25 protein-coding genes are annotated in these 19,924 nt (G+C 63.4%); 11 read left to right on the forward strand and 14 right to left on the reverse strand.

The genetic code is table 11. From position 1 onward, the window contains the following. The first annotated feature begins 341 nt into the window (after positions 1-341). The 3 genes from AC3ENJ_RS10645 to AC3ENJ_RS10655 all read left to right on the forward strand — a co-directional run bounded on the left by AC3ENJ_RS10645 (position 342) and on the right by AC3ENJ_RS10655 (position 3,123). The gene (locus AC3ENJ_RS10645) at positions 342-1,910 is read left to right on the forward strand and encodes a nucleobase:cation symporter-2 family protein (RefSeq protein WP_190782168.1); all 1,569 of its coding nucleotides are present in this window, start codon (positions 342-344) and stop codon (positions 1,908-1,910) included. 43 nt (positions 1,911-1,953) lie between these two features. Next, on the forward strand, positions 1,954-2,463 hold the full coding sequence (locus AC3ENJ_RS10650) for a nucleoside deaminase (protein WP_431814022.1): 510 nt from the start codon (positions 1,954-1,956) through the stop codon (positions 2,461-2,463). A gap of 99 nt (positions 2,464-2,562) precedes the next feature. Next, a complete protein-coding gene (locus AC3ENJ_RS10655) occupies positions 2,563-3,123 on the forward strand; it encodes a dihydrofolate reductase family protein (RefSeq protein ID WP_431814023.1) in 561 nt (186 codons plus the stop codon). 39 nt (positions 3,124-3,162) lie between these two features. Here the strand turns inward: AC3ENJ_RS10655 and AC3ENJ_RS10660 are convergent, their stop codons facing one another. Both AC3ENJ_RS10660 and AC3ENJ_RS10665 read right to left on the reverse strand, forming a co-directional pair. Continuing rightward, positions 3,163-3,330 (reverse strand): hypothetical protein, encoded by a 168-nt coding sequence (locus tag AC3ENJ_RS10660; protein ID WP_431814024.1) that lies wholly within the window; start codon positions 3,328-3,330, stop codon positions 3,163-3,165. A gap of 12 nt (positions 3,331-3,342) precedes the next feature. Then, positions 3,343-3,504, reverse strand: coding sequence for a hypothetical protein (locus AC3ENJ_RS10665; protein WP_431814025.1), 162 nt, complete (start codon positions 3,502-3,504; stop codon positions 3,343-3,345). 308 nt (positions 3,505-3,812) lie between these two features. On the opposite strand from AC3ENJ_RS10665, the gene AC3ENJ_RS10670 reads away from it, so the two are divergent. Next, positions 3,813-4,043 carry a hypothetical protein gene (locus AC3ENJ_RS10670; protein WP_190782163.1) on the forward strand — a complete coding sequence of 77 codons (231 nt, stop codon included), beginning with the start codon at positions 3,813-3,815 and terminating at the stop codon, positions 4,041-4,043. Positions 4,044-4,101: 58 nt separating this feature from the next. Here AC3ENJ_RS10670 and AC3ENJ_RS10675 read toward each other — a convergent pair whose 3' ends face one another. The 5 genes from AC3ENJ_RS10675 to AC3ENJ_RS10695 all read right to left on the reverse strand — a co-directional run bounded on the left by AC3ENJ_RS10675 (position 4,102) and on the right by AC3ENJ_RS10695 (position 7,768). Beyond that, positions 4,102-4,875: a hypothetical protein gene (locus AC3ENJ_RS10675; RefSeq protein ID WP_431814026.1), complete on the reverse strand. Its 774-nt coding sequence runs from the start codon at positions 4,873-4,875 to the stop codon at positions 4,102-4,104. A gap of 159 nt (positions 4,876-5,034) precedes the next feature. Continuing rightward, entirely contained in the window at positions 5,035-5,616 is a 582-nt protein-coding gene (locus AC3ENJ_RS10680) for a dihydrofolate reductase family protein (RefSeq protein WP_190782161.1), read from the reverse strand. Positions 5,617-5,628: 12 nt separating this feature from the next. Continuing rightward, positions 5,629-6,297, reverse strand: a complete 669-nt coding sequence (locus AC3ENJ_RS10685; RefSeq protein WP_431814027.1) for a dihydrofolate reductase family protein — start codon at positions 6,295-6,297, stop codon at positions 5,629-5,631. Positions 6,298-6,416: 119 nt separating this feature from the next. Further along, entirely contained in the window at positions 6,417-7,007 is a 591-nt protein-coding gene (locus AC3ENJ_RS10690) for a dihydrofolate reductase family protein (protein ID WP_431814028.1), read from the reverse strand. A 152-nt stretch (positions 7,008-7,159) separates the two neighbouring features. Then, positions 7,160-7,768, reverse strand: coding sequence for a hypothetical protein (locus AC3ENJ_RS10695; protein WP_190807873.1), 609 nt, complete (start codon positions 7,766-7,768; stop codon positions 7,160-7,162). A 102-nt stretch (positions 7,769-7,870) separates the two neighbouring features. Here AC3ENJ_RS10695 and AC3ENJ_RS10700 point away from each other — a divergent pair, with 102 nt between their 5' ends. The 5 genes from AC3ENJ_RS10700 (at position 7,871) to AC3ENJ_RS10720 (ending at position 13,855) form a co-directional block, all read left to right on the forward strand. Next, positions 7,871-8,848 carry a GlxA family transcriptional regulator gene (locus AC3ENJ_RS10700; RefSeq protein ID WP_190782159.1) on the forward strand — a complete coding sequence of 326 codons (978 nt, stop codon included), beginning with the start codon at positions 7,871-7,873 and terminating at the stop codon, positions 8,846-8,848. A gap of 87 nt (positions 8,849-8,935) precedes the next feature. Beyond that, positions 8,936-9,685, forward strand: coding sequence for an alpha/beta fold hydrolase (locus AC3ENJ_RS10705; RefSeq protein ID WP_431814029.1), 750 nt, complete (start codon positions 8,936-8,938; stop codon positions 9,683-9,685). 26 nt (positions 9,686-9,711) lie between these two features. Then, complete coding sequence (locus tag AC3ENJ_RS10710; protein WP_431814030.1) at positions 9,712-10,371, forward strand: hypothetical protein; 660 nt, start codon at positions 9,712-9,714, stop codon at positions 10,369-10,371. A 73-nt stretch (positions 10,372-10,444) separates the two neighbouring features. Next, a complete protein-coding gene (locus AC3ENJ_RS10715) occupies positions 10,445-12,664 on the forward strand; it encodes a catalase (RefSeq protein WP_431814031.1) in 2,220 nt (739 codons plus the stop codon). Between the two features lie 273 nt (positions 12,665-12,937). After that, the gene (locus AC3ENJ_RS10720; protein WP_190782155.1) at positions 12,938-13,855 is read left to right on the forward strand and encodes a sulfite exporter TauE/SafE family protein; all 918 of its coding nucleotides are present in this window, start codon (positions 12,938-12,940) and stop codon (positions 13,853-13,855) included. A 20-nt stretch (positions 13,856-13,875) separates the two neighbouring features. Here AC3ENJ_RS10720 and AC3ENJ_RS10725 read toward each other — a convergent pair whose 3' ends face one another. From AC3ENJ_RS10725 to AC3ENJ_RS10750, 6 genes are all read right to left on the reverse strand, one after another. After that, positions 13,876-15,897: a glycoside hydrolase family 3 protein gene (locus AC3ENJ_RS10725; RefSeq protein ID WP_431814032.1), complete on the reverse strand. Its 2,022-nt coding sequence runs from the start codon at positions 15,895-15,897 to the stop codon at positions 13,876-13,878. Between the two features lie 183 nt (positions 15,898-16,080). Then, positions 16,081-16,689, reverse strand: coding sequence for a YdhK family protein (locus tag AC3ENJ_RS10730; RefSeq protein WP_431814033.1), 609 nt, complete (start codon positions 16,687-16,689; stop codon positions 16,081-16,083). A 28-nt stretch (positions 16,690-16,717) separates the two neighbouring features. Beyond that, the gene (locus tag AC3ENJ_RS10735) at positions 16,718-17,479 is read right to left on the reverse strand and encodes an SDR family oxidoreductase (RefSeq protein WP_431814034.1); all 762 of its coding nucleotides are present in this window, start codon (positions 17,477-17,479) and stop codon (positions 16,718-16,720) included. Positions 17,480-17,632: 153 nt separating this feature from the next. Beyond that, positions 17,633-18,046, reverse strand: a complete 414-nt coding sequence (locus AC3ENJ_RS10740; protein ID WP_431814035.1) for a type II toxin-antitoxin system VapC family toxin — start codon at positions 18,044-18,046, stop codon at positions 17,633-17,635. Then, a complete protein-coding gene (locus AC3ENJ_RS10745; protein WP_190782150.1) occupies positions 18,046-18,297 on the reverse strand; it encodes a type II toxin-antitoxin system Phd/YefM family antitoxin in 252 nt (83 codons plus the stop codon). The genes AC3ENJ_RS10740 and AC3ENJ_RS10745 overlap by 1 nt, the downstream gene beginning before the upstream one ends. A 137-nt stretch (positions 18,298-18,434) precedes the next feature. Continuing rightward, entirely contained in the window at positions 18,435-18,974 is a 540-nt protein-coding gene (locus tag AC3ENJ_RS10750; RefSeq protein ID WP_431814036.1) for a DinB family protein, read from the reverse strand. Between the two features lie 168 nt (positions 18,975-19,142). Between AC3ENJ_RS10750 and AC3ENJ_RS10755 the strand changes: the two genes are divergently transcribed. Next, positions 19,143-19,400, forward strand: a complete 258-nt coding sequence (locus tag AC3ENJ_RS10755; protein ID WP_190782148.1) for a type II toxin-antitoxin system Phd/YefM family antitoxin — start codon at positions 19,143-19,145, stop codon at positions 19,398-19,400. A gap of 2 nt (positions 19,401-19,402) precedes the next feature. Beyond that, the gene (locus AC3ENJ_RS10760) at positions 19,403-19,660 is read left to right on the forward strand and encodes a Txe/YoeB family addiction module toxin (RefSeq protein WP_190782147.1); all 258 of its coding nucleotides are present in this window, start codon (positions 19,403-19,405) and stop codon (positions 19,658-19,660) included. Between the two features lie 34 nt (positions 19,661-19,694). Here AC3ENJ_RS10760 and AC3ENJ_RS10765 read toward each other — a convergent pair whose 3' ends face one another. Beyond that, on the reverse strand, positions 19,695-19,922 hold the full coding sequence (locus tag AC3ENJ_RS10765; protein WP_431814037.1) for a hypothetical protein: 228 nt from the start codon (positions 19,920-19,922) through the stop codon (positions 19,695-19,697). Positions 19,923-19,924 lie beyond the last annotated feature (2 nt).

Raw genomic sequence — 19,924 nt, forward strand, 5'->3', positions numbered from 1 at the left:
CGAGCCGGCTCAGTATTCCTGTCTGCCGATCCAGGTGCCGCGGGTGCCGCGGAGACAACGTCGCACGGGCCAGTTCGAAGAAGATCGGCCGGATGGTTTTTCACATTACGGAACTCATAATTAACATTCCGGAAATAAAAAGTGTTGCCCGTCACAGTCTTGCAAGGTTACGCTCAACAGCACAACCGCCACGGCGGGTCCTTTCGGGACTATCTACCGGGCACGAATCCAGTACAACGCGAGCCGCAAGGCGAGTGCATGGACCCGTGTATTCCGGGTCTCGTGCGCTTTGCGGGTTACCTCAGCACTGACAAGCCGAACCCCGTGATCCGGAGAGCACTGTGAAACATCGACACTCGTCAGCCGTTACCGCCACCCCGCAGCGCCCCGAGGACGAGTACCTGGGCGTCGGGCGATCCCTGGCCTACGGCCTGCAACACGTCTTGACCATGTACGGCGGCGTGATTGCGGTGCCACTGATCATCGGAACCGCCGCGGGCCTGGACGCCACTGGCACAGGCATCCTGGTGGCCGCGGCGCTCTTCATCGGCGGCCTGGCCACCATCCTGCAGAGCATCGGCGTTCCCTTCCTGGGCGCCCAATTGCCACTGGTGCAGGGGGTGTCCTTCGCGGGCGTGGCCACCATGCTGACCATCCTGCAGGGCACACCCGGCGAAGAAGGCCTCCGCGTCATTTTCGGGGCGGTGCTGGTGGCTTCCGCGCTCGGTTTCATCCTGGCGCCGTTCTTCGCCAAGATCATTCGGTTCTTCCCACCGGTGGTCTCCGGAGTGGTCATCACGACCATTGGTGTGACGCTGATGCCCGTGGCCGCGGGATGGTCCCTCGGGCCCGAGGGTGATCCGTCCCACGGCTCCGTGGCCAACATCGGTCTGGCAGCGTTCACCCTCCTGGTGGTCCTGGTGCTCTCCAAAGTGGGTTCGGCTGCGATCTCACGCTTGTCGATCCTGCTGGCCATCGTGATCGGCACGATCGTGGCGGCGCTGCTGGGCCGCGCAAACTTCTCCGGTGTGGGTGACGGACCCGTGATCGGATTGCCGGCCCCCTTCGAATTCGGCACGCCGCTGTTCGTTGCATCGGCCATCCTGGGCATGCTCATCGTGATCATTGTGACGATGACCGAAACCACCGCGGACATCGTGGCCGTGGGGGAAATCGCCGAAACCGGCGTGGACTCCAAGCGCATTGCCAACGGTCTGCGCGCGGACATGCTGTCCTCCACGGTGGCCCCGTTGTTCAACACCTTCACGCAAACGGCCTTCGCCCAGAACGTGGGCCTGGTGGCGATTACGGGCATCCGCAGCCGCTTCGTCGTGGCCGGGGCCGGGGTGATCATGGTGGTGCTGGGGCTGCTGCCCGTGCTCGGGCGCGTGGTGGCGGCCGTGCCCTCTCCCGTGCTGGGAGGTGCGGGCATCGTACTGTTCGGGACCGTGGCGGCGTCGGGAATCCGCACCCTGGCCGGCGTGGATTACCGGTCGGGTCTCAACCTGATAGTCGTGGCCGTCTCGCTGGCCATGGGCCTGATCCCGGTGGTCTCGCCGACCTTCTACGACCAGTTCCCATCCTGGGTCCAGGTGGTTCTGGGATCCGGTATCAGCGCCGCCGCGCTCACTGCCGTGGTGCTCAACATCCTGTTCAATGAACTCACCGCCGGTTCACGCCCCAACTCGTCCACCTTCGCCGCGTACCCGCCGCGTGTCTTGCCCAAGTCCGTGCTCCAGGGACTCCAAGAAGGGGACACCCTGGTCAATGGGCGCATGATCGGGGCTGATGGCCAGGAAATCGCGGCGGTCGACGACCACCTGGTCGACGAGGCCCGACGTCGCGTGGAGACCGGAGAGCTTACGGACACCGGCCAGATCCACCGGGTCTACAAGAACGATCGCCAGTGATTTTTTTACCCACCGAACGCCACATCGATTGAAAGAGAGCATCATGGCCCCGACACCCAACGCATCAGCCCCGGATGAGGCGACCATTCGGAAACACCTGCAGACCGCCATTGCGGCGGCCGCACGGAACGCCTCCGTTGACGGCGGGCCTTTCGGAGCGGTGGTCGTCACCGCGGACGGCCAGCAGTTCACGGCCGTCAACCGCGTGACCGCGGACCACGACCCCACCGCCCACGCCGAGGTCTGCGCCATCCGGGCCGCGTGCAAGGCGCTGGGCACGCACGACCTGACCGGCGGGGTGCTCTACACCAGTTGCGAACCGTGCCCCATGTGTCTCTCGTCCTCCTTGTGGGCGCGCCTGGACGCGGTCTTCTTCGCGGCCGATCGGCACGACGCCGCGGACGGCGGTTTCGACGACGCCGTGTTCTACGAGTTCTTCACGGCCACCCCTGAGGAACGCGACACGTTGGTTCCCGTCCGCCACATCGCGGTGGAGAACCGCAAGGCGCCGTTCGAGGCCTGGGCGGCGAACCCGGCGCGAGCCGAGTACTGACCATCAATCATCACCTCGTGGGAGGCCCCGCCATGTGCCGTCACCGCCTGGGCGCACACTAGAGACTCACGACGCTGCTCCTTTCGGAGGTTTGATCCCATGTTCATTTTCAACACAGCCACCACGGCCAACGGATTCCTGGCCGATCCCCATGACTCACTCGAATGGTTGTTCCAGGTCAAGAGCGAGGCTCCGGACATGGAGCCTTTCACCCGGACCGTCTCCGTGTTCGTCATGGGTTCCTCAACCTATGAATGGTTGCTCCACACCGAGAACATGCTCGATTTCCCCGAGAAATGGACGGAATTCTTCGGAGAGCGGCCCACCTACGTGTTCACGAGCCGCGACCTTCCCGTGCCGCCCGGCGTGGATGTCCGGTTCCTGAACAGCACGGTCCCCCAGGCACTTCCCACAATCACGGAAGCCGCAGGTCACGGCACCGTATGGGTCATGGGCGGTGGAGACTTGGTGGGCCAGTTCTTGGACGCCGGCGCTCTCGATCGCATCATCATGACGCTTGCGCCCGCGTTCCTCGACAGCGGAAAGCCGCTACTTCCGCGCACCGTGTATCCCGACCGTCTGACCCTCAAGGGCGCGCGTACGGTCGGCCAGTTCGTGGAAATTACGTACGACGTGACGGGGTCGCGTCCCAGCGCATAAGTTCCGCGAGCGCCACGTGTCCGGTGGCGCCGACCAGATTCAGTTCTCCGTGGCGGGATCCACGTCCTTGTTGTCGGTCATGGCCCCAACACCCTCGTCTGCGGGTTCGGCGTCCGCCTCGGTCCGGCTGCTCAGTTCTTCGCGTTCTTCATCGGGGCTCATCTTGATCGACTCTTCGCCCGGCTTGCCGTTGTTCTGTGACTGCATGATGGCTACCTCTCAGTGTCCGTATCCCTGGGAGAGATCCTCTTCCCCCGTCTGGCCTTGGTAGAATTCCCGTTGCTCGTCCGAGTCAGCCTGGGCTGCGGCCTTGTCCCTCTGTTCTTGGGCATCCACCTGGTTGACCGAATCCGGGTCCTCGTTGCGTCCTACCTCGCTCATGGGTGCTCCTCCAGCTAGCGCTTTGACATCTGTAAACCGTGTATCCCCACTGAGGATCCTCCCCCGTAAGGGTGCTGTCAATCATCTGAAGGTCGGAACACGGGGCGACACCGGGAGGTACAAAAACTCCCAATGCAGGTGCACTCTTATCTGGCCCCTTGGCAAGAACGCGGTGCCAATCTACGATTCAAAGTGCTGAGATTTCTTTAATATCAGCATGCATACCAATGTCGGAGTCACCCACTCCGACAACCGGGTGGATCCCCGTCCGGGGACTACCGCAACGCCAAGCAGATCGAGGCACCCTCATGATCATGAAAACGCTGCACGACATCGGGATTCGCTCGGAACACGCATACGCCGCGGGTTTGGGAACCATCGGCCTGTCCTTCATCTCATGGGGGATTTCCCGTGTGAAGCCAGATGACTCCAAGGCCCAGTCGGATCGATGGGGTATTTTCATCGGCCATTGGACGCCCACCTTCATGACGGTCGGGCTCGCCCTGGCTCAGTACGAGCAGAGCCAGTCCAGGAAGTAACCGACAGCACTAGTCTCCCCAGACGCACCGAGCTCCATGAGATGGCCCCCGCCACGGTTCATACCGGAGCGGGGGCTATTCTCCGTCTTCTCACACTCAACAGCGCAAGCATCCACAGCAAGGCCACCAGGGCGGGGTCGAGCCAGGAAGCTCGGGACCAGGCGGCGTCGTCAAGGATGGCAGGATCCATGATGTCCTGAGTGAGAATCGCGGCGCTGAGAAATGCGGCGAAGGCAAGGGTGATTCCGAGACCCGCGAGGCGCTTGATCGCGGTCAACCGTGGGGCATGTGCTCTCCACACCTCAACACCGGCGAAGACCACAAGGAAGCCGTAATAGACCGGCAGCCAGAGGTTCCAGAGTTCCTGATTGAGGAAGCTGCCGCCGCCGTTGAGGTGACCCGCATAGACGAATGAGGTGGGAATGATCGGGATCAGCCCGAGAAATCCAAGGAACACCAGCGACCCGACAGTCTCGGTGAGGTGGCCGGGAGAGGAGCGTGCTCTCATGTCCTGGCTGGGAACGACCCGCCCGCTAAACGGCCCCGCAGGTACCAATTGGGCCACTTGCTCCGGCGGCAGCACTCGCTCGAGAACCGCGAACAGTGCTACGAGGATCGCCACGGTGAGTATCGCTGCCACGACTGCCCTGGTCAGTACCGTGACGATCATTGCCCCGATGACGGGCCTAGGTTCGGTTCCCAGATACACCGCGGCGTTCACCGCAGCTGCGACCACCAGCACCATGGGAAGCATCCACCGCGTGAGTCTGATGAAGGCTGGATACAGGTGGGGGCCAATGAGGTATTGCGGTGAAGCGGACAGAGAATTCATCACAAATCATCCCTAACGGATGCGCGAGGTCGGCCCTTCTGAGCGGAGTTGACCGCTTGGTCAAATTTTAGACCTGTCGGTCTAATTCGACAATGGGTGGTCTTCCCGAGCGACCGGGGCAGCACCGTGAACGCCCTCGTCGCTCAGTGTCCAGTCAACTCACTGAACCCCGTAAATCACTGCAACGGTTCCCAGACTGGTCTGGGCCACGGACTTCAGTTCAAGATTTTTAGGCATGGGCAGCTCGCCGAACAGGCGCTTGCCGGCTCCCAGCAGGAGGGGATGGATGAAGAGACGAAGTTCGTCCACCAAGCTGTCGGCCAGCAACTGACGACAGAGATCCCCGCTTCCCAAGACGGCAATGTCTCCGTTTCCCGTTCGCTTGAGTTCCCGCGCGGCAGCGCCAAGATCGGAGGACAGAATGGCTGTGCCGGCCCAGGCAACTTCATGCAGGGTCCGAGAGGCCACGTACTTGGGCGCCGCGTTCAGGTGCGCGGCCATGGGATTGCTGTCGGGCTGGAACGGCCAGAAAGCCGCCATTTTCTCGTAGGTTTTGCGACCGAAGAGATAGCCGGACGTGTTCGCCAAACCCGTAGGCGCCACCACCTGATGGATGCTCTCGGCAAACGGGGCACCCCATCCCCCGCGGGTGAAACCACCTTCCGTGTCCTCCTGGGGGGAGCCAAGACCCTGCATGACCCCGTCGACGGTCAGAAATTCAATCAACACCAGCTTGCTCATCGCGCTGTCCTTTCACCGTTGCTGTTGAGCGTCCTTACGAGTGAAGGTGACATGGATCGTCCCACTCTCGGCCACTTGTGACGTCGCGTTGTGGGTGAGTTCCAGTCCTTGCAGCCCGTCATACAGCCGAGTCCCTCTACCGAGAACGATCGGCGCGACCATGAGATGCAACTGGTCCACCAGGCCGGCACGCAGAAATTCCCGGGCGGTGCGGATTCCACCGCCAATGCGTACATCCAGCCCGTGTGCGGCCTCGGTCGCTTCGGCGAGGACGTCCCGGGCGGAGGCATTCCGGAAGTGGAAAGTTGTGCCTCCCGCCATGGTGATAGGAGCTCGAGGCACGGAATGGGTGAGTACATACACCGGTGTGCCGAAGGGTGGCTCGTCTCCCCACCAACCCTTCCAGTCCGGGTCGTCAGGAAATGAGTGCAGACCGAACATGGCGGCACCCATGATCTCGGAACCGATGCCCTTGACGTTTTCGGCTGCGTAATAGTCATCAAGGCCACCGGCACCCGCGCCGCTGGTATCGTCGAAAACTAGCCTGCGGAACGTGCGAGTTTTGGAATAAGCCTCCGTGAGACGCTCCCAGTCCACACCCATCGGATTCTCGGGCGAACTACCGGTGGTTGAGGCGTAGCCATCCAGCGAAGTGAACAAGCTCATACGAACACGAGTCATAACGGGTCTCCTTCGATCTGTCACGAACCGCACCGTTGTCCAGCTGGTCCAATAAGTGTTTTCCATTGCAATTGTTGGGCTTGTCGGTCCATGAGTGTGCGGATTCATCGCGGCAACACTCAGTCTCTGGACCCAAATTCATAAGTGAGCAAGACAATTTCCGAGTCTGGCAAGCGTCGAGCGTCCAGCAAGTGTGCACTGGTTTCGGGGACGCCCTCCAAAATGCGGTGGTCTCCCGCCACGATCTTGGGACCGACCATCAAATGCAGGACATCCACGAGCCCCTGAGCCATCAGTTCCGTCCATAGCGTGCGACTGCCAAAGACAAGCGCCTCACCCTCTTGCTGCCGCAGATCAGCCACTCGTTGAGCTAGACCCGAACGGGGAACGATGCTCGTCTGGTCACGGTACGGTTCGGTCTCTTCAGGAGTCAGCGTGTCGGACACGACCGTGATCGGAATGCCCTCCGCGTAGCGTTGAGCAATGAACTGGTCGTCTCCGCTGGCGTCGGGATTATGGAACTGATGGGGCCAATAACTGACCATGCCGCGGAAGGTGGTGGCTCCGAACAGCAGCGAACTCGCCGCCGCCATCCGTTCGGCATTCTGCTTTCCGAACGCCGTATCCATCGGCAGGACCATTACGTCTCCGCCGGGCCCTTCGGTGTACCCATCCAAACTGACGAGGCTGCTGACAACGATCTGTCCCATGACGATTCCTTATGGTTGAAGTGCCCGGCCCGGGCGATCCGGACGCGGCGGATATGTTCCGCAGTGACCAGCCGCTCCCGGTGATCCATGAGCGTGAGGTCGGTGGTGACGGGTGACATCATGACGTTCTCCTCGCAACTATGGATGCCCGCTCACACGAGCATCAGGAGCATTCCGACCCCGAGGGTCAGGTCCAGGGCGGCGCACCATTCGGCGAGGGACCGCGAGACGACCGCGTGGCGCCGCCAGTGCACGACATCCCACACGGTGTGACCGATCAGTCCCACGGCGATCAGGACGCGACCCCCAACGGGATCGAGCCACAGGGCGGGGAGGCACACGCCAACGAATCCGACGGCGGCAAACGGCTGCCAGCGATAAATCCCGTGCTGTTTCCACAGGCCTCGGATCAGTCCGACCGTGATGGAGCCGATGATCACGGCGGCGAACACCGCCAGTTCGAGCACCACATTCTCGGACAGCCATCGAATGGCAACGATGACGACCACGAGAACCCCCAGGACGGGCCAGGACCAGCCGGGCTGGTCGAGGGACGCGATGACCACATAGGCCGTGGTGGCAACCAGCAGCACCATCAGCCCGCCGAGAGCGTTGGAGTTGTCGTCGGTCACCAGGTTGAAGACCGCGAAAGCCACACCGAGCAGTAAGGGCCATCGCCTGACAACGGTGCGTGCCAGCTGAACGGGCCAGGGCGCCATCGGCGTCTCGGAACGCGGTGCGGTAACGGTATGCATGTTCATGCTTGGAGGTTAGGGGCGTGCGCGCGGCACCCGGCGGGTGGCTCTTATATCCCGTCCGGAATCATGGGATACTCGTCCTACCGCTTCGGACAGGGGAATCTGATGGCCGATCGAAAGACCGCAGTAATCGCCTACGATCACACCGAACTTCTGGACCTTGCTTGCATCACCACACCCTTGTACCTGGCCAACCTCATCGGCCGGTTGAGCGATCCCTATCAGGTACAGGTCGTCAGCCTTCGCGGTGCACCCATCAGGTGCGATGCCGGCCTGACCGTGCAGGCACACGGCGCCGTCGAGCATGTGCTGGGCCCGCTCGACACCCTGATCGTGGCCGGTGGCGTGGGGCATTTGCGCGCCGCTGACAGTGAACCGCTATTGCGGCACGTACGGAGGCTGGCGGATGCTAGCCGCCGGGTCGCCTCGGTGTGCACGGGCGCCACCATCCTGGCGGCGGCCGGCCTCTTGGACGGCAAGCGCGCGACCACCCACTGGCGATTCGCCGCCGACCTGGTCCGCAAGTTCCCGCGGGTCACGGTGGATCCCGATCCCATCTTCATCCGCGACGGTTCGGTGGCCACCGCGGCCGGGGTCACCAGCGCGCTGGATCTGACGCTGGCCTTCATCGAGGAGGACCACGGCGTGGGGCTCGCGAGTCAGGTCTCCCGTGACCTGGTCACCTACTTGCAGCGGCCGGGTAATCAGGCCCAAATGAGCATGTTCACAGCCACGTCCGGCGAGGGCAGCGAGGTGGTCCACGCAGCGGTCGCCTTTATGACCGCCCATCTGGACGACGATCTCACCATCACGGCCGTGGCCGACCACGTGGGAGTGAGCCCACGGCACCTCGCCCGGCTTTTCGATGCGCACCTGGGCGATTCCCCGGCACGTTTCGTGCGTCGGATCCGCAACGACGCCGCCGCGAGACTTCTCGACGCCAGCGCCCTACCCCTGTCCGAAATCGCGCGCCGCTGCGGCTTCGGATCCGTGGAAGCGCTCCGCCAGAGTTTCGTGAGTCAGTACGACACCTCACCCAGCGCGTATCGCGATCGGGTCGGCCGGCCATTGGCGCAACGTTGACAGAGGGTTGAGACGAATGACCCAGGATATGGGACCAGCCAGCGGGCTACCGCCCGGTCACCCGATGCGCGGATCTAACCTCCAAACATGAGCACTCACAACAACACCGCACCGCGTATTCTTCTGATCCCCGGCGCCTGGATGGGTGAGTGGATCTGGGAGCCCACGGTGGGCCAGCTCCGCAGCCGAGGGTTGGAGGCAGCGGCCCTCACCCTGGAGGGCCTGGAACCCGGGGCCGCGGCTCATCACGTCAGCTCCGTTCGGCTCGAAAGGCATGTCACCCAGGTCTCCAATGTGATTCTCGAGTGGCCGGACCGGCCCGTGGTTCTGGTGGGCCATTCCTATTCCGGAATAGTTGCCGGCCACGTCGCGGATCGCCTGCCAGAGCGCGTGATCTCATCCCTTCATTTCGACAGTTTCCTCCCGATCAACGGGCGCAGCCTGATCGACGACTGGGGCTCGGACCCGGCCGAGCGCGCCCGTGAACGATCCGACATCGAGAACGGCAACGGCTGCCCGTTTCACTGGGCACCGCCACCCCGCCAAGCGTTGGAGCTCGAACCGGGGCTCACTCCCCTGGACAGAGAGTTCCTCCTGGAAAGGTTCACCCCGCACCCCGGACACACCGTGCTCGACCCCGCTCACCTGGACCGTCCCGTCACCCGGCAAAAAGCGCTTTTCGTGGCCTCTGCCGCGACCAACATCCCGGCCGTCCTGCGAACTCCGGATGCGGCCACGTGGGACATCCGCATCATGGATTCCGGCCACTGGCCCATGCTCGAACGCCCCCGGGACGTCATCGAGCTGATCACCGAACTCGTCGAGTCACTCGACTGACCAGCCGCTGCCCCTACGCTGGCCCCATGACCCACATCCGCCCCACCCGTCACCGTTTTCACGGCCACATTGCCGGGGCCGGCACCTCCGGCGGCACCCGCCTGGTACTCGGCTGCTGGACACGCACACCCCACGGCCCGTTCTCGGACGTCATGGTCGCCCACCCGGACGGTCGGCGCGAGCTGCTCGCCCCGGACGAATGGGTCGCGGACTTCGTGGCCAGCACCTACGAGTTCGACGATGTTCGGATCGCCCCCGTGCACGTCCAGCGCACCGGCACTGCGAAGAACTCATCGTGGCGCGTGGCTGCTGGCCCCCTCACCTGGAACTTCACCGTGGGCGCACGGGGTCCCTTGGGATACGCCCTGCGGGCCGTGCCCGCCCCGATCGGCCGGACGTTGACGTTCACTCGAGCCAGCGACGTCGTCGCGCGTCGTATCATGCCCGGCGTGCGCACGTTGGGAACCGCGGGCAATGACCGGCTCGAGTGGTACTCGGCGAGTGACCTTCACGGGTTGAGCGAGTCCACCGCGACCTGGGACGGCGCACCCCTGGGCACGTTGGCGGACATGACGCCGCCACCGGACTTCGGGTTCAGCTCAACGCCCCGGACACCGAGCCTCACGGCGTTGACGAGCACCGTGCGCGTCGGCTTCAGCCCTGGGAATAATCCAAGAATTTCATAAGTAGCCTGCCAAATCGGAGCCGGAACCTGGTAGACACGAGGTACTGATTCTTTTCAGTCCTAGGAGGTCTGTTTTGTCCACCAACGAGAACAACATTCCGCAGGTTCCCGGTGTCCCCGGCGTTGAACCGGCATCCGTTGAAGAACCCACGTCTCCCCGCCCGCCGCTTCCCCCCAAGGCTGATCAGTCCGGTCCGGAGACCGTCACGCCCACCGGTGCCAAGACCGGTGCGCCGAAGACCGCGAATGCCCAGCAGGGCGAGTACCTCACCACCGCTCACGGCGCTCGCTTGACCAACTCGGACCAGTCCTTGAAGGCCGGAGCCCGCGGCCCGATCCTGCTGCAGGATCACCACTTCCGTGAGAAGATCTCCCACTTCGACCACGAGCGCATCCCCGAGCGCGTAGTGCACGCTCGCGGCGCCGGCGCCCACGGCGTGTTCCGCGGCTACGGCACAGCATCCAAGATCAGCCGGGCCGGTCTGTTCGCCAAGGACAAGGAAACTCCGGTTTTCGTGCGCTTCTCCACGGTTCTCGGCTCCCGGGGCTCGGGCGATCTGGCCCGTGACACCCGCGGTTTCGCGACCAAGTTCTACACGGACGAGGGCAACTGGGACCTGGTGGGTAACAACATGCCCGTGTTCTTCATCCAGGACGCCATCAAGTTCCCGGATGTCATCCACGCCGGCAAGCCGCAACCGGATCGCGAGATCCCGCAGGCCCAGTCCGCCCACGACACGTTCTGGGATTTCGTGTCCCTGCACACCGAGGCCCAGCACCACACGCTGTGGAACATGTCCGACCGCGGTATCCCGCGTTCCTTCCGCATGATGGAGGGCTTCGGCGTGCACACCTTCCGCCTCATTGCCGAGGGCGGGGAAACCGTGCTGGTGAAGTTCCACTGGAAGCCGCGCTTGGGCGTGCACTCCGTGACCTGGGAGGAAGCCCAGCTCGTCAACGGCGCGGACCCTGATTTCCACCGCCGCGATCTGGCTGACGCCATTGAGGCCGGCGCGTTCCCGCAGTGGGAGTTGGGCGTGCAGGTGTTCGAGGACAATGAGGACCAGACCTTCCAGGGCATCGACCTGCTAGATCCCACCAAGATCGTGCCCGAGGAACTCGCCCCGGTGGAGCCGATCGGCCTCATGACCTTGGACAAGAACCCCACGAACTACTTCGCGGAGACCGAGCAGATCGCGTTCAACCCGAACAACCTGGTCCCCGGCATCGACGTCACCAACGACCCGCTGCTGCAGGGCCGCTTGTTCTCCTACCTGGACACCCAGATCACCCGCCTGGGCGGACCCAACTGGAACCAGCTGCCCATCAACCGTTCGCACGCCCCGGTCAACGACATGTTGCGCGACGGTATGCACCAGACCGCGGTGCACGGCGGCGTGGCCCCTTACCGTCCCAACTCGCTGGACGGCGGTAACCCGTTCGAAACTCCCGCGGACGCCCGCCCGTTCATTGACTTCCCGCAGCCGGTGGCCGCGTCCGTCAAGGAACGTAAGCGCCCGCAGTCCTTCGAGGACCACTTCAGCCACCCTCGCCTGTTCTGGCTGTCGCTGTCCGAAGTCGAGCGTGAGCACACGGCGCAGGCGTACACGTTCGAGCTCGGTAAGTGCTGGGACGAGAACATTCGCATTCGGCAAGTCCGGAACCTGGCAGCCATCGACCCGGATCTGGGTCGTGCGGTGGCGCAGGGCCTGGGTCTGCCCGAGCAGGAGCCCACCGAAGCTCCGGCGAAGGACGTGGAGCCCTCCGCCGCGTTCACACAGGTGGGCAAGACATGGCCCACCGAGGGCCGTCAGGTCGGCATTGTCGTGGGCCCGGACGTTGACGTGGCCGCGCTCAAGAGCCTTCTCATCGCCGTGGACGAAGCGGACATGGTGCCGCTGGTCATCGCGCCCACCGGCGGTGAGGTCGGGGGTGGCGTGGTTGCCCATCGCACCTACCTGACTGCGCGTTCCATCGAGTTCGACGCCGTTCTGGTCGCCTCCGATGCTGCCCCCGGCGACGACGCCCACCACGGTTTGGACGCCAAGGCCGCCGCAGCCGGGCCCGAGGGTCTCGACCCCCGCGTTGCCCTGCTGCTGCAGGAAGTGTGGCGTCAGGCCAAGGCACTGGGCGCATGGGGCTCCGGCGCCGATGTGCTGACCACGCTCAAGCTCGATAACAGTGCCGGCGTTGAAACGGGCAGCGGCCCCGTGGAGGTCTTCAAGACCATCATGGAGCTGCTCAGCCAGCACCGTGCCTGGGACCGTTTCCCAACCACGGGTCGTCTGGCCTAGGCCACGGCACCGCACAACGCCTGCCGCCCCGCTGACTTTCAGTGGGGCGGCAGGCGTTTGCGCGCCCGGGGTGGGATGAGCGCGGAAATCCGTGAACAGCGTCGTCGCGGCCGGCGCGGCTACACGTGGCCGGAGCCACGCACCTCGGGGCCGCCCAAGTCAAGTGATTGTCACGGTTCTACATGCAAGGACGCACTTCTCAATAAATATTGAGTGAGCTGACGTGGAGTTTTTAGATGGAGCCAACTCATCTTCTTATCGTCAGGAGCTCCCGTGCGGACACTCATCTTGCTCGCCCTTGTTGGGTTCGGGGCGCAGCTCGTGGACGGGTCCCTGGGCATGGCCTACGGCGTGACCTCGTCCACGCTGCTTCTGGCCGTGGGTCTGGCCCCCGCCTCGGTCTCGGCCACGGTGCACCTGGCGGAGGTGGGCACCACGCTCGCCTCGGGGGTGTCCCACTGGAAATTCGGAAACATCGACTGGCGCGTGGTCGCATTTATGGCCCTACCCGGTGGGATTGCGGCGTTCTTCGGGGCGCACGTGCTGACCCTCTCGGGCGAGGCCGCGGCCCCGGTGATGTCCGTGGTGCTGCTGGCACTGGGGATCTTTGTGGTGTGGCGCTTCCTGACCATTCCGGATCGACGCCCGGACTTCAAGGGCAAGATTCCCGGCTTCCTGCTGATCCCGTTGGCCGCGGTCGCGGGGTTCATGGACGCGATCGGCGGCGGCGGTTGGGGCCCGGTGGGCACACCCACCCTGCTGGCCTCGGGCAAGATCGCACCGCGCAAGGTCATCGGCTCCATCGACACGTCCGAGTTTGTGGTGAGCCTGGGCGCCTCCGCGGGCTTTCTGTTGGCGCTGGGCAGCCAGGGCATCAACTTCGGTTTCGTGATCGCGTTGCTGATCGGCGGCGTGTTCGCCGCGCCGATCGCCGCATGGCTGGTCCGTCTGATCGCCCCGCGCGTGCTTGCCATTGCCGCCGGCGGCCTGATTATCTTCACCAACGTTCGCACCATTTTGCGGCTCGACGCCGTGGAAGCCCTCGTTCCCGGCCCGGGCACCTATTACACGATCCTGGGTGCGCTGGCCGCGCTGTGGCTCGCCGGCATGGTGTGGGTGGTTCGCCGTGAATTGGCCGACCGGAAGGCCGAGCGCTCGCTCGACGAACCGGAGAAGGTATTGGTCAAGTAGTAATTACGCGGCTTCCCCCGTTACAGCGTGAGGCCGAATCCGTAGGTGTACAGGTTCTCGTCGCGGTCACGGTAGGCGTACTCGTCGCCCAGGAACTTCCCGGGCACGTCGCGCGGAGAATCGGCGATCGCTTGAGCGGACACCGGCATGGTCATGGGGAGCCGACCGGCCGGACCGCCGTCCTCGCCGGACAGCGAGCGCAGCAGATGCTCGGGTTTGATCTCGAAGGTGATCACCACGGCGCGGGCATCGGGCTCGAGCTCGGCCAGCAGCCACGGGTTGGTCGCATTGACCACCAGCACTGTGGGGACGGATTTCTCGATCTCCTGCACGCGGTCCACGTCCACCCCGTTGTCGCGGGGATCCAGGGACAGTGAGACGCCTTCGCGGTCGTCCTCGAAGAGGGCGATCTCGGGGCGAGCCCAGATGAGGGCGAAGTCCGCATTCTCGGGTGCATCGGTGATCTCGGCTGTCGGCCAGACCGACGCGATGGCCTCTTTCAGTTGACCCTGCACCTGTTCGATTTTGGTGCGGCCCGTGACCAAGGGGTAAACCTTGACTGGCGTGGCGAGCTGGAGGGGCAACAGGGCGGCGTCGGCGTCGTTGCGCAGGAGCGTGACCGACTGACGCTGCGCGCGCTCGCCCAGGGCCGAGACCTCGGGGGCTCCGATGGTCTCAGTCGCGTGGTCGGCGCTGACGTACGGGTTCTCGAACAGGCCCAGCGAGAACATCTCGGTGAGCAGGCGAGCGGCGGGTTGGTCGAGCTCGGAGGCGTCCAAGTGGCCCTGCTCAACGGCGGCGATCAGCTGGGCGGGGTTGGCCATGTCGGAGAAAATGTCGGTGCCGGCGTGCACGGCGGCGGCGAACCGCTCGGCCTCGCTGAGCTCCTCCACGCCCCACATCATGGCGTCGATCACGCCGGAATCGGAATTCACGTAGCCTGCGTGGCCCATTTTCTCGCGTAGCAGCTGCTGGATGAAGGTGCGGTTGTAGGCGAACGCGACCTCTTCGAACTGGGTGGCTGGGCCCTGCCACAATTCCTGAGCCAGCTGAGGCGCGGAGTTGTTCATGGGTCGTGCGTAGTAGGGCATGATCGAGGCGGCGCCGGCGTCCAGGGCGGACTGGAACGGGGGCAGGTGGTAGCGCTCGAGCGCGTTCTCGGTGGGGTACTCGTTGGTCTGGCCCCATGCGAAGTGCGGGTCATGTCCATCCAGGCGCACACCGCCGCCCGGGAAGTGCTTGATGGTGGTGGCCACGGATTCGTCACTGAGAATCTCACCCTGCATGCCGCGCACCACGGCGCCGATGTAGTCCGAGACCAGCTCCGGGTCCTCACCGAACGTACCGTTGAAGCGGGACCAGCGCGGCTCGGACGCGAGGTCCGCCATGTAGCCGTAGAGTTTGTGGATACCGCCGGCGCGCCATTCCTTGGCGATTTCGCGACCGAACTTTTCCATGAGTTGGGGATCGTTCAGAGCTGCCAGGCCGAGCTCACCGGGCCATTCGGAGAAGATGCCCGTGGACTCGTTCACGCCGAACTGGGACACGAGCGCCACGTGGTTGCGGGGGTTGGACGCGAAAACGGCCGGGATGCCCAGGCGCGAGTTTTCCGCCAGTTCCTGAACGGCGTTGGTCCACTCCGCCAGCTCCCGGGGGGTGAGGTTGTCACGGACCACCAAGTAGCGCTGGCCGCGCTCATGAATAGCTGTCTCGGTCGCCGAGGTCACCAGCACGGGCTCCGCGAAGGGAACTCCGGTGATGGGGTTGGCGTCTCGCCAGACGTCCTCCTGGTTGAGGATCTGTCCCTCGACGGGGTTGGGAAGAAACGCGGAGTATCCCGGATAGTGCGAGCCGATGACCATCAGCCCGGCCTTCTCCTCGGTGCTCATCCGGGAGACGAGATCGCGCGCCCGTTCGGCCGCGGGAAGGCGCCAGTCCTCGAAGGGTGAGAGCGCGCCGTCGCCGTCGAGATCGCGGAACGTGAGCCCGTCCTGCTGGATGTAGCGGCCGGTCCTGCTGCCGAGTTCGGGTTGAGTAGTCATGTGTGCGGCCCCTTCGTCGCGTTCAACGCCGTGCCATGGCCGCGGCGCTGACCATCCGTGTGAACGGCCGGTTCCGACCATGGCGATCTCATGATCACTGTATTCGCGACGCCCGCGCGGTGCCCGCGGTTGGCAATAGTTGCCAGGCGCCGCGTGAGGACCGCGGGGACGACGGCGCTGGGGCTACTCGGCGGGTTGCACCTCGCTCTCGACAACCCACTTGTGGTTGGTCATTTTCATTCCGTTCGCCTCCACGTCCACCATGTAGACGGTCTCCTCGGTGGAGCTCTCGATCGTGGCCTCCGCCCCCTCCATGCCGGCCATGTGATCCGCGGCCAGGACGACCTTGGTGCCATCCGGCAGGGGCGGCTCGCCCGGGTTCTGGAGTTCCTCGTGGACGACCCACTTGTGATCGACCACGGGGTCACCACCGGAGGTCGGTGTGTACGTCACCGAGTAAGCGGTTGTGTCGAAGGCGCCCGTGATGGTGGCCTCGCTCCCCTGCATACCCGGCATGTGATCGGCAGTCAGAGTCACCGTGGAACCGACCGGGTAGGTCGGATCGCTTGCGTCCACGATTCCCCCCGGCGCAGGACCGCCATCCGGATTGTGCTGGTGCCCGGAGTCGCCCATCCCCTGGTGAGCGTTGGATGCAGACGGCGATGCGGTCGTCTCTGCACTAGCAGATGCGGTCGCGGGGCTGTCTTCCCCTCCCGTGTCCGCGTTGCCGCACGCGGTCAATGCCAAGGCCGCGGCAAGCGTCAGGCCCGCCAGAGTGAAGGGGCGTTTCATGGTGAATCCTTTCGTTGTTGGGCGGCGCTTACGCGCCGAGCCACTCATCGATCGTCGTGGTGGTGACGTGGGCATCCGCCGGAATCAACCCGCCGTTCGCAATGCCGCGACCCAGGTACGGGGCCTCTCGAATGGCCTTGGGCTGCAGGCCGTCGATCGAACCCTTGGCGGCGAGGATCCGTCGGGCGAAGTTCGCGGCGGAATCGACCTGGGGTCCCCTGACGGCCACGATCCCGTTGCGAGCGGGACGAGGTTCAGTCACGACATCCGCCATGAATGTCACCACGTCGCTCATCGCGGCCGGAGCCATCAAGATGCTCGGCATGATCGACAGCGGCCCCTTGGTCACTCTGTGAACGAGCACGGGGATCAGCTCGAACCACTGCGATGAGCGCACCGTGGTGGAGGCAATGTCGGCCTCTTGGTAGAAGTTCTCCTGCGCGGCCTTGCCCTGGTAGTAGCCGTATCGGTGATTCACCTCAGGATTGGCAGCCCCCGCAATGGAAAGACACACAATCCGACCAGCGCCACACGCCTGCGCTGCGTGGACAACGTTTCGTGCCGCGCGGGTGAAGAACTCAATGGACTTCTGAGCACCCAGGGCATCAATGTGCAAGGCATCAATAACGATGTCCACGCCGTCCAGGCCCCGTTCCAATCCCTCCGGGGACATCACATCCACACCGTGGCTACGGCTGATCCGCACCACATCGCTTCCCTGCTGCTCCAGTTTGTAGGAGACGGCTGAGCCGAAATTTCCACTGGCGCCCAGCACCGCAATTTTGCTCATGCACCCACACTAGTCACGCGGAGAGGGGCCAGACAGGCCCCGTAGGGGAGCTAACCTAGTTGCGTTTACATCGACCTGATTTTGCGGTTCTGGTTTTTCCATGGTTGCTGGAGCAATTCCCTCGAATTCTGGGCGCATGACGCGAAGCGTGGCTCACTCAGGTGCGACAACCTCCAGCCCGTGTGCACGGGCGGCCTCGGCAAGCCTGATGTCGTAGGTCAAGATCGCTGAAGCCTCGATATGTAGCGCACCGGCGAGGTGGAGCGCATCAGGACTACGTAGACCGATCTGCGGGTACAGTCCCGCTTCGCGGAACTGATCCCTGGTCAATGGGGTCAGTGTCACACCATCGAGAACTGATGTGATCAATACCTGATCGATGTCGTGTCGTATTCCGATCCGGCGCAGCTCGGTTTCCAGGAGATCGCTGGAGACGAGGGTTGGCCCTTCGTCCAGATAGCTGCGCAGCCCGTCCGACTCCTGCTCGTCGCTGATGAGTTTCACCGCCGCTGAGGTGTCGAGATAAAGCACCTTGGTCATCGTCGATGCGGTAGCGACAGTCGTCATCAGCGATCCCCGCGCTCGTCATCAATGATTTCACTCACGGACCTTTTGAGCGCGACTTTCGGCAGCGCTGACCAACCGCCAGTTCTTCGAGCGGGGCGCGAAACCGGGAAGGGTAGGACTGGCGTGGTGGTAGGGGACAGATACGCGACGACGACGCCGTGGTTCGTCACCTCCATCGCTTCTCCAGCGGCGACCCGACGCAGCACATCCGCCGAGTTGTTGCGGAGTTCGCGGTGAGTGATGGTGGCCATGGTTCGAGCGTAGCATCATCCGTAGCACATCTGATGTCCTCGTACTGAATGCTCACCGCTTCCACAGAGGTGGCGCTACCCGGAGTTGAGCACCCCGCGCTCGACTTCCTGACGTCGGTCCTGGCCGCGGGCAGTTCTCAGTCCCCCGTCAGCCCGTCGATGGATTCTCTGATCAGATCCACGTGCCCGTTGTGGCGGGCGTACTCCTCGATCATGTGGGTCATGATCCAGCGGAGGTTGGGGGTTTCGCCGTGGCGTGTGGCTTTGCTGCGGGCATTCAGGCCAAGTTCTGCGAAGGCGCATTCGGCATTGTCTCGGGCCCGGGAGACGCTCTTCTTCCAGTTCTCCACGAGCTCGGTCGGGTCATCCTGGGTGGCGGTGTCAAAGTCCCAGTCCGGTGAGGTCTTCCAGTCCACAGACGCCCAAGGCTCGATGTCTTCTTCGTCCCAGAGGACCTCCCTGAACCATTGATCCTCCACCAGCGTGAGGTGCTTGATGAGGCCGGCCAGGGTCATGGGGCTGGGGCCAAATGTTTGGGCCAGCTGAGCCTGATTCAGCCCGGAGGTCTTCCACGCGAACGTGGCCCGGTGGAAATCCAGGAATCCGCGGAGGGTCTCCCACTCGTCACCGGCAATGGGCGGTTCGGGGCGGCCGTTCTCATTGGTTTCGATAGTCATGCCACCTGATGCTATCCGGGTGCGCTGCGAGTGCTCGGCAAAGGATGATAGAGGAGTACGAAAGGTGGATTCCATCCCCTCCCCGAGACGCGTCCGCCGAGATCTGCGCTCCCCCACGAGCCAGCACAGTTGACAATGAGCGTACAATTTTTTGTACGGAGGTGTTCTATGAAGACCATGAATTATTCGGAATCACGGGCTCGCTATGCGGAGGTCTTGGATTCGGTTGTCGATGACCGGGAAGAGGTCATTGTGACTCGCTCCGGCCACGAGCCGGTCGTGATTGTCTCGTTGGATGAGTACAACTCTCTCAAGGAGACGGCCTACTTGATGCGTTCCCCAGAAAATGCTCGACGACTTCTTGATTCGATGGAGGAGCTTGAAGCTGGCCGCGGCACATCACACGATCTTGTGGATGAGAACTGATCGTGAGACTTGTCTGGTCCGAGTCGGCCTGGGAAGAGTACCTATGGTGGCAGCGTCAGGACCGAAGGATCCTCAAACGGATCAACCTCCTCATCCGAGATATCACTCGAAATGGTAATGAAGGAATTGGGAAACCCGAGCCTCTGCGCTACGACTTCGCGGGATATTGGTCGCGCAGAATCACGGAAGAACATCGTCTCGTATACAAAGTAACGAGCGACGAAGTATTGATTGCTACATGCAGGTACCACTACGGGTAGCCTGAGACGCCTTGAAGACTGTAGACCGTCTACGCTATTCCTCACCGGCACCTCGGTTGATGAGAACATAGAAGAGCAAACCGGCAATAATCAAGATTGCAAAAACGATCGCTAAAAATAAGTCATTGATCGCTCCAGAGACCCTCAACATGAGGGTTCCGATTCCCAAAATGACCAACAAGAGAGCCGGGACAAAGGGTCTGAGAACTACGGGAATGCCGCGCTCGGCATCTGGACTTACCGCCCGCTGATTGGGTTCCATAC

It is taken from the genome of Kocuria sp. cx-455 (assembly GCF_057707085.1).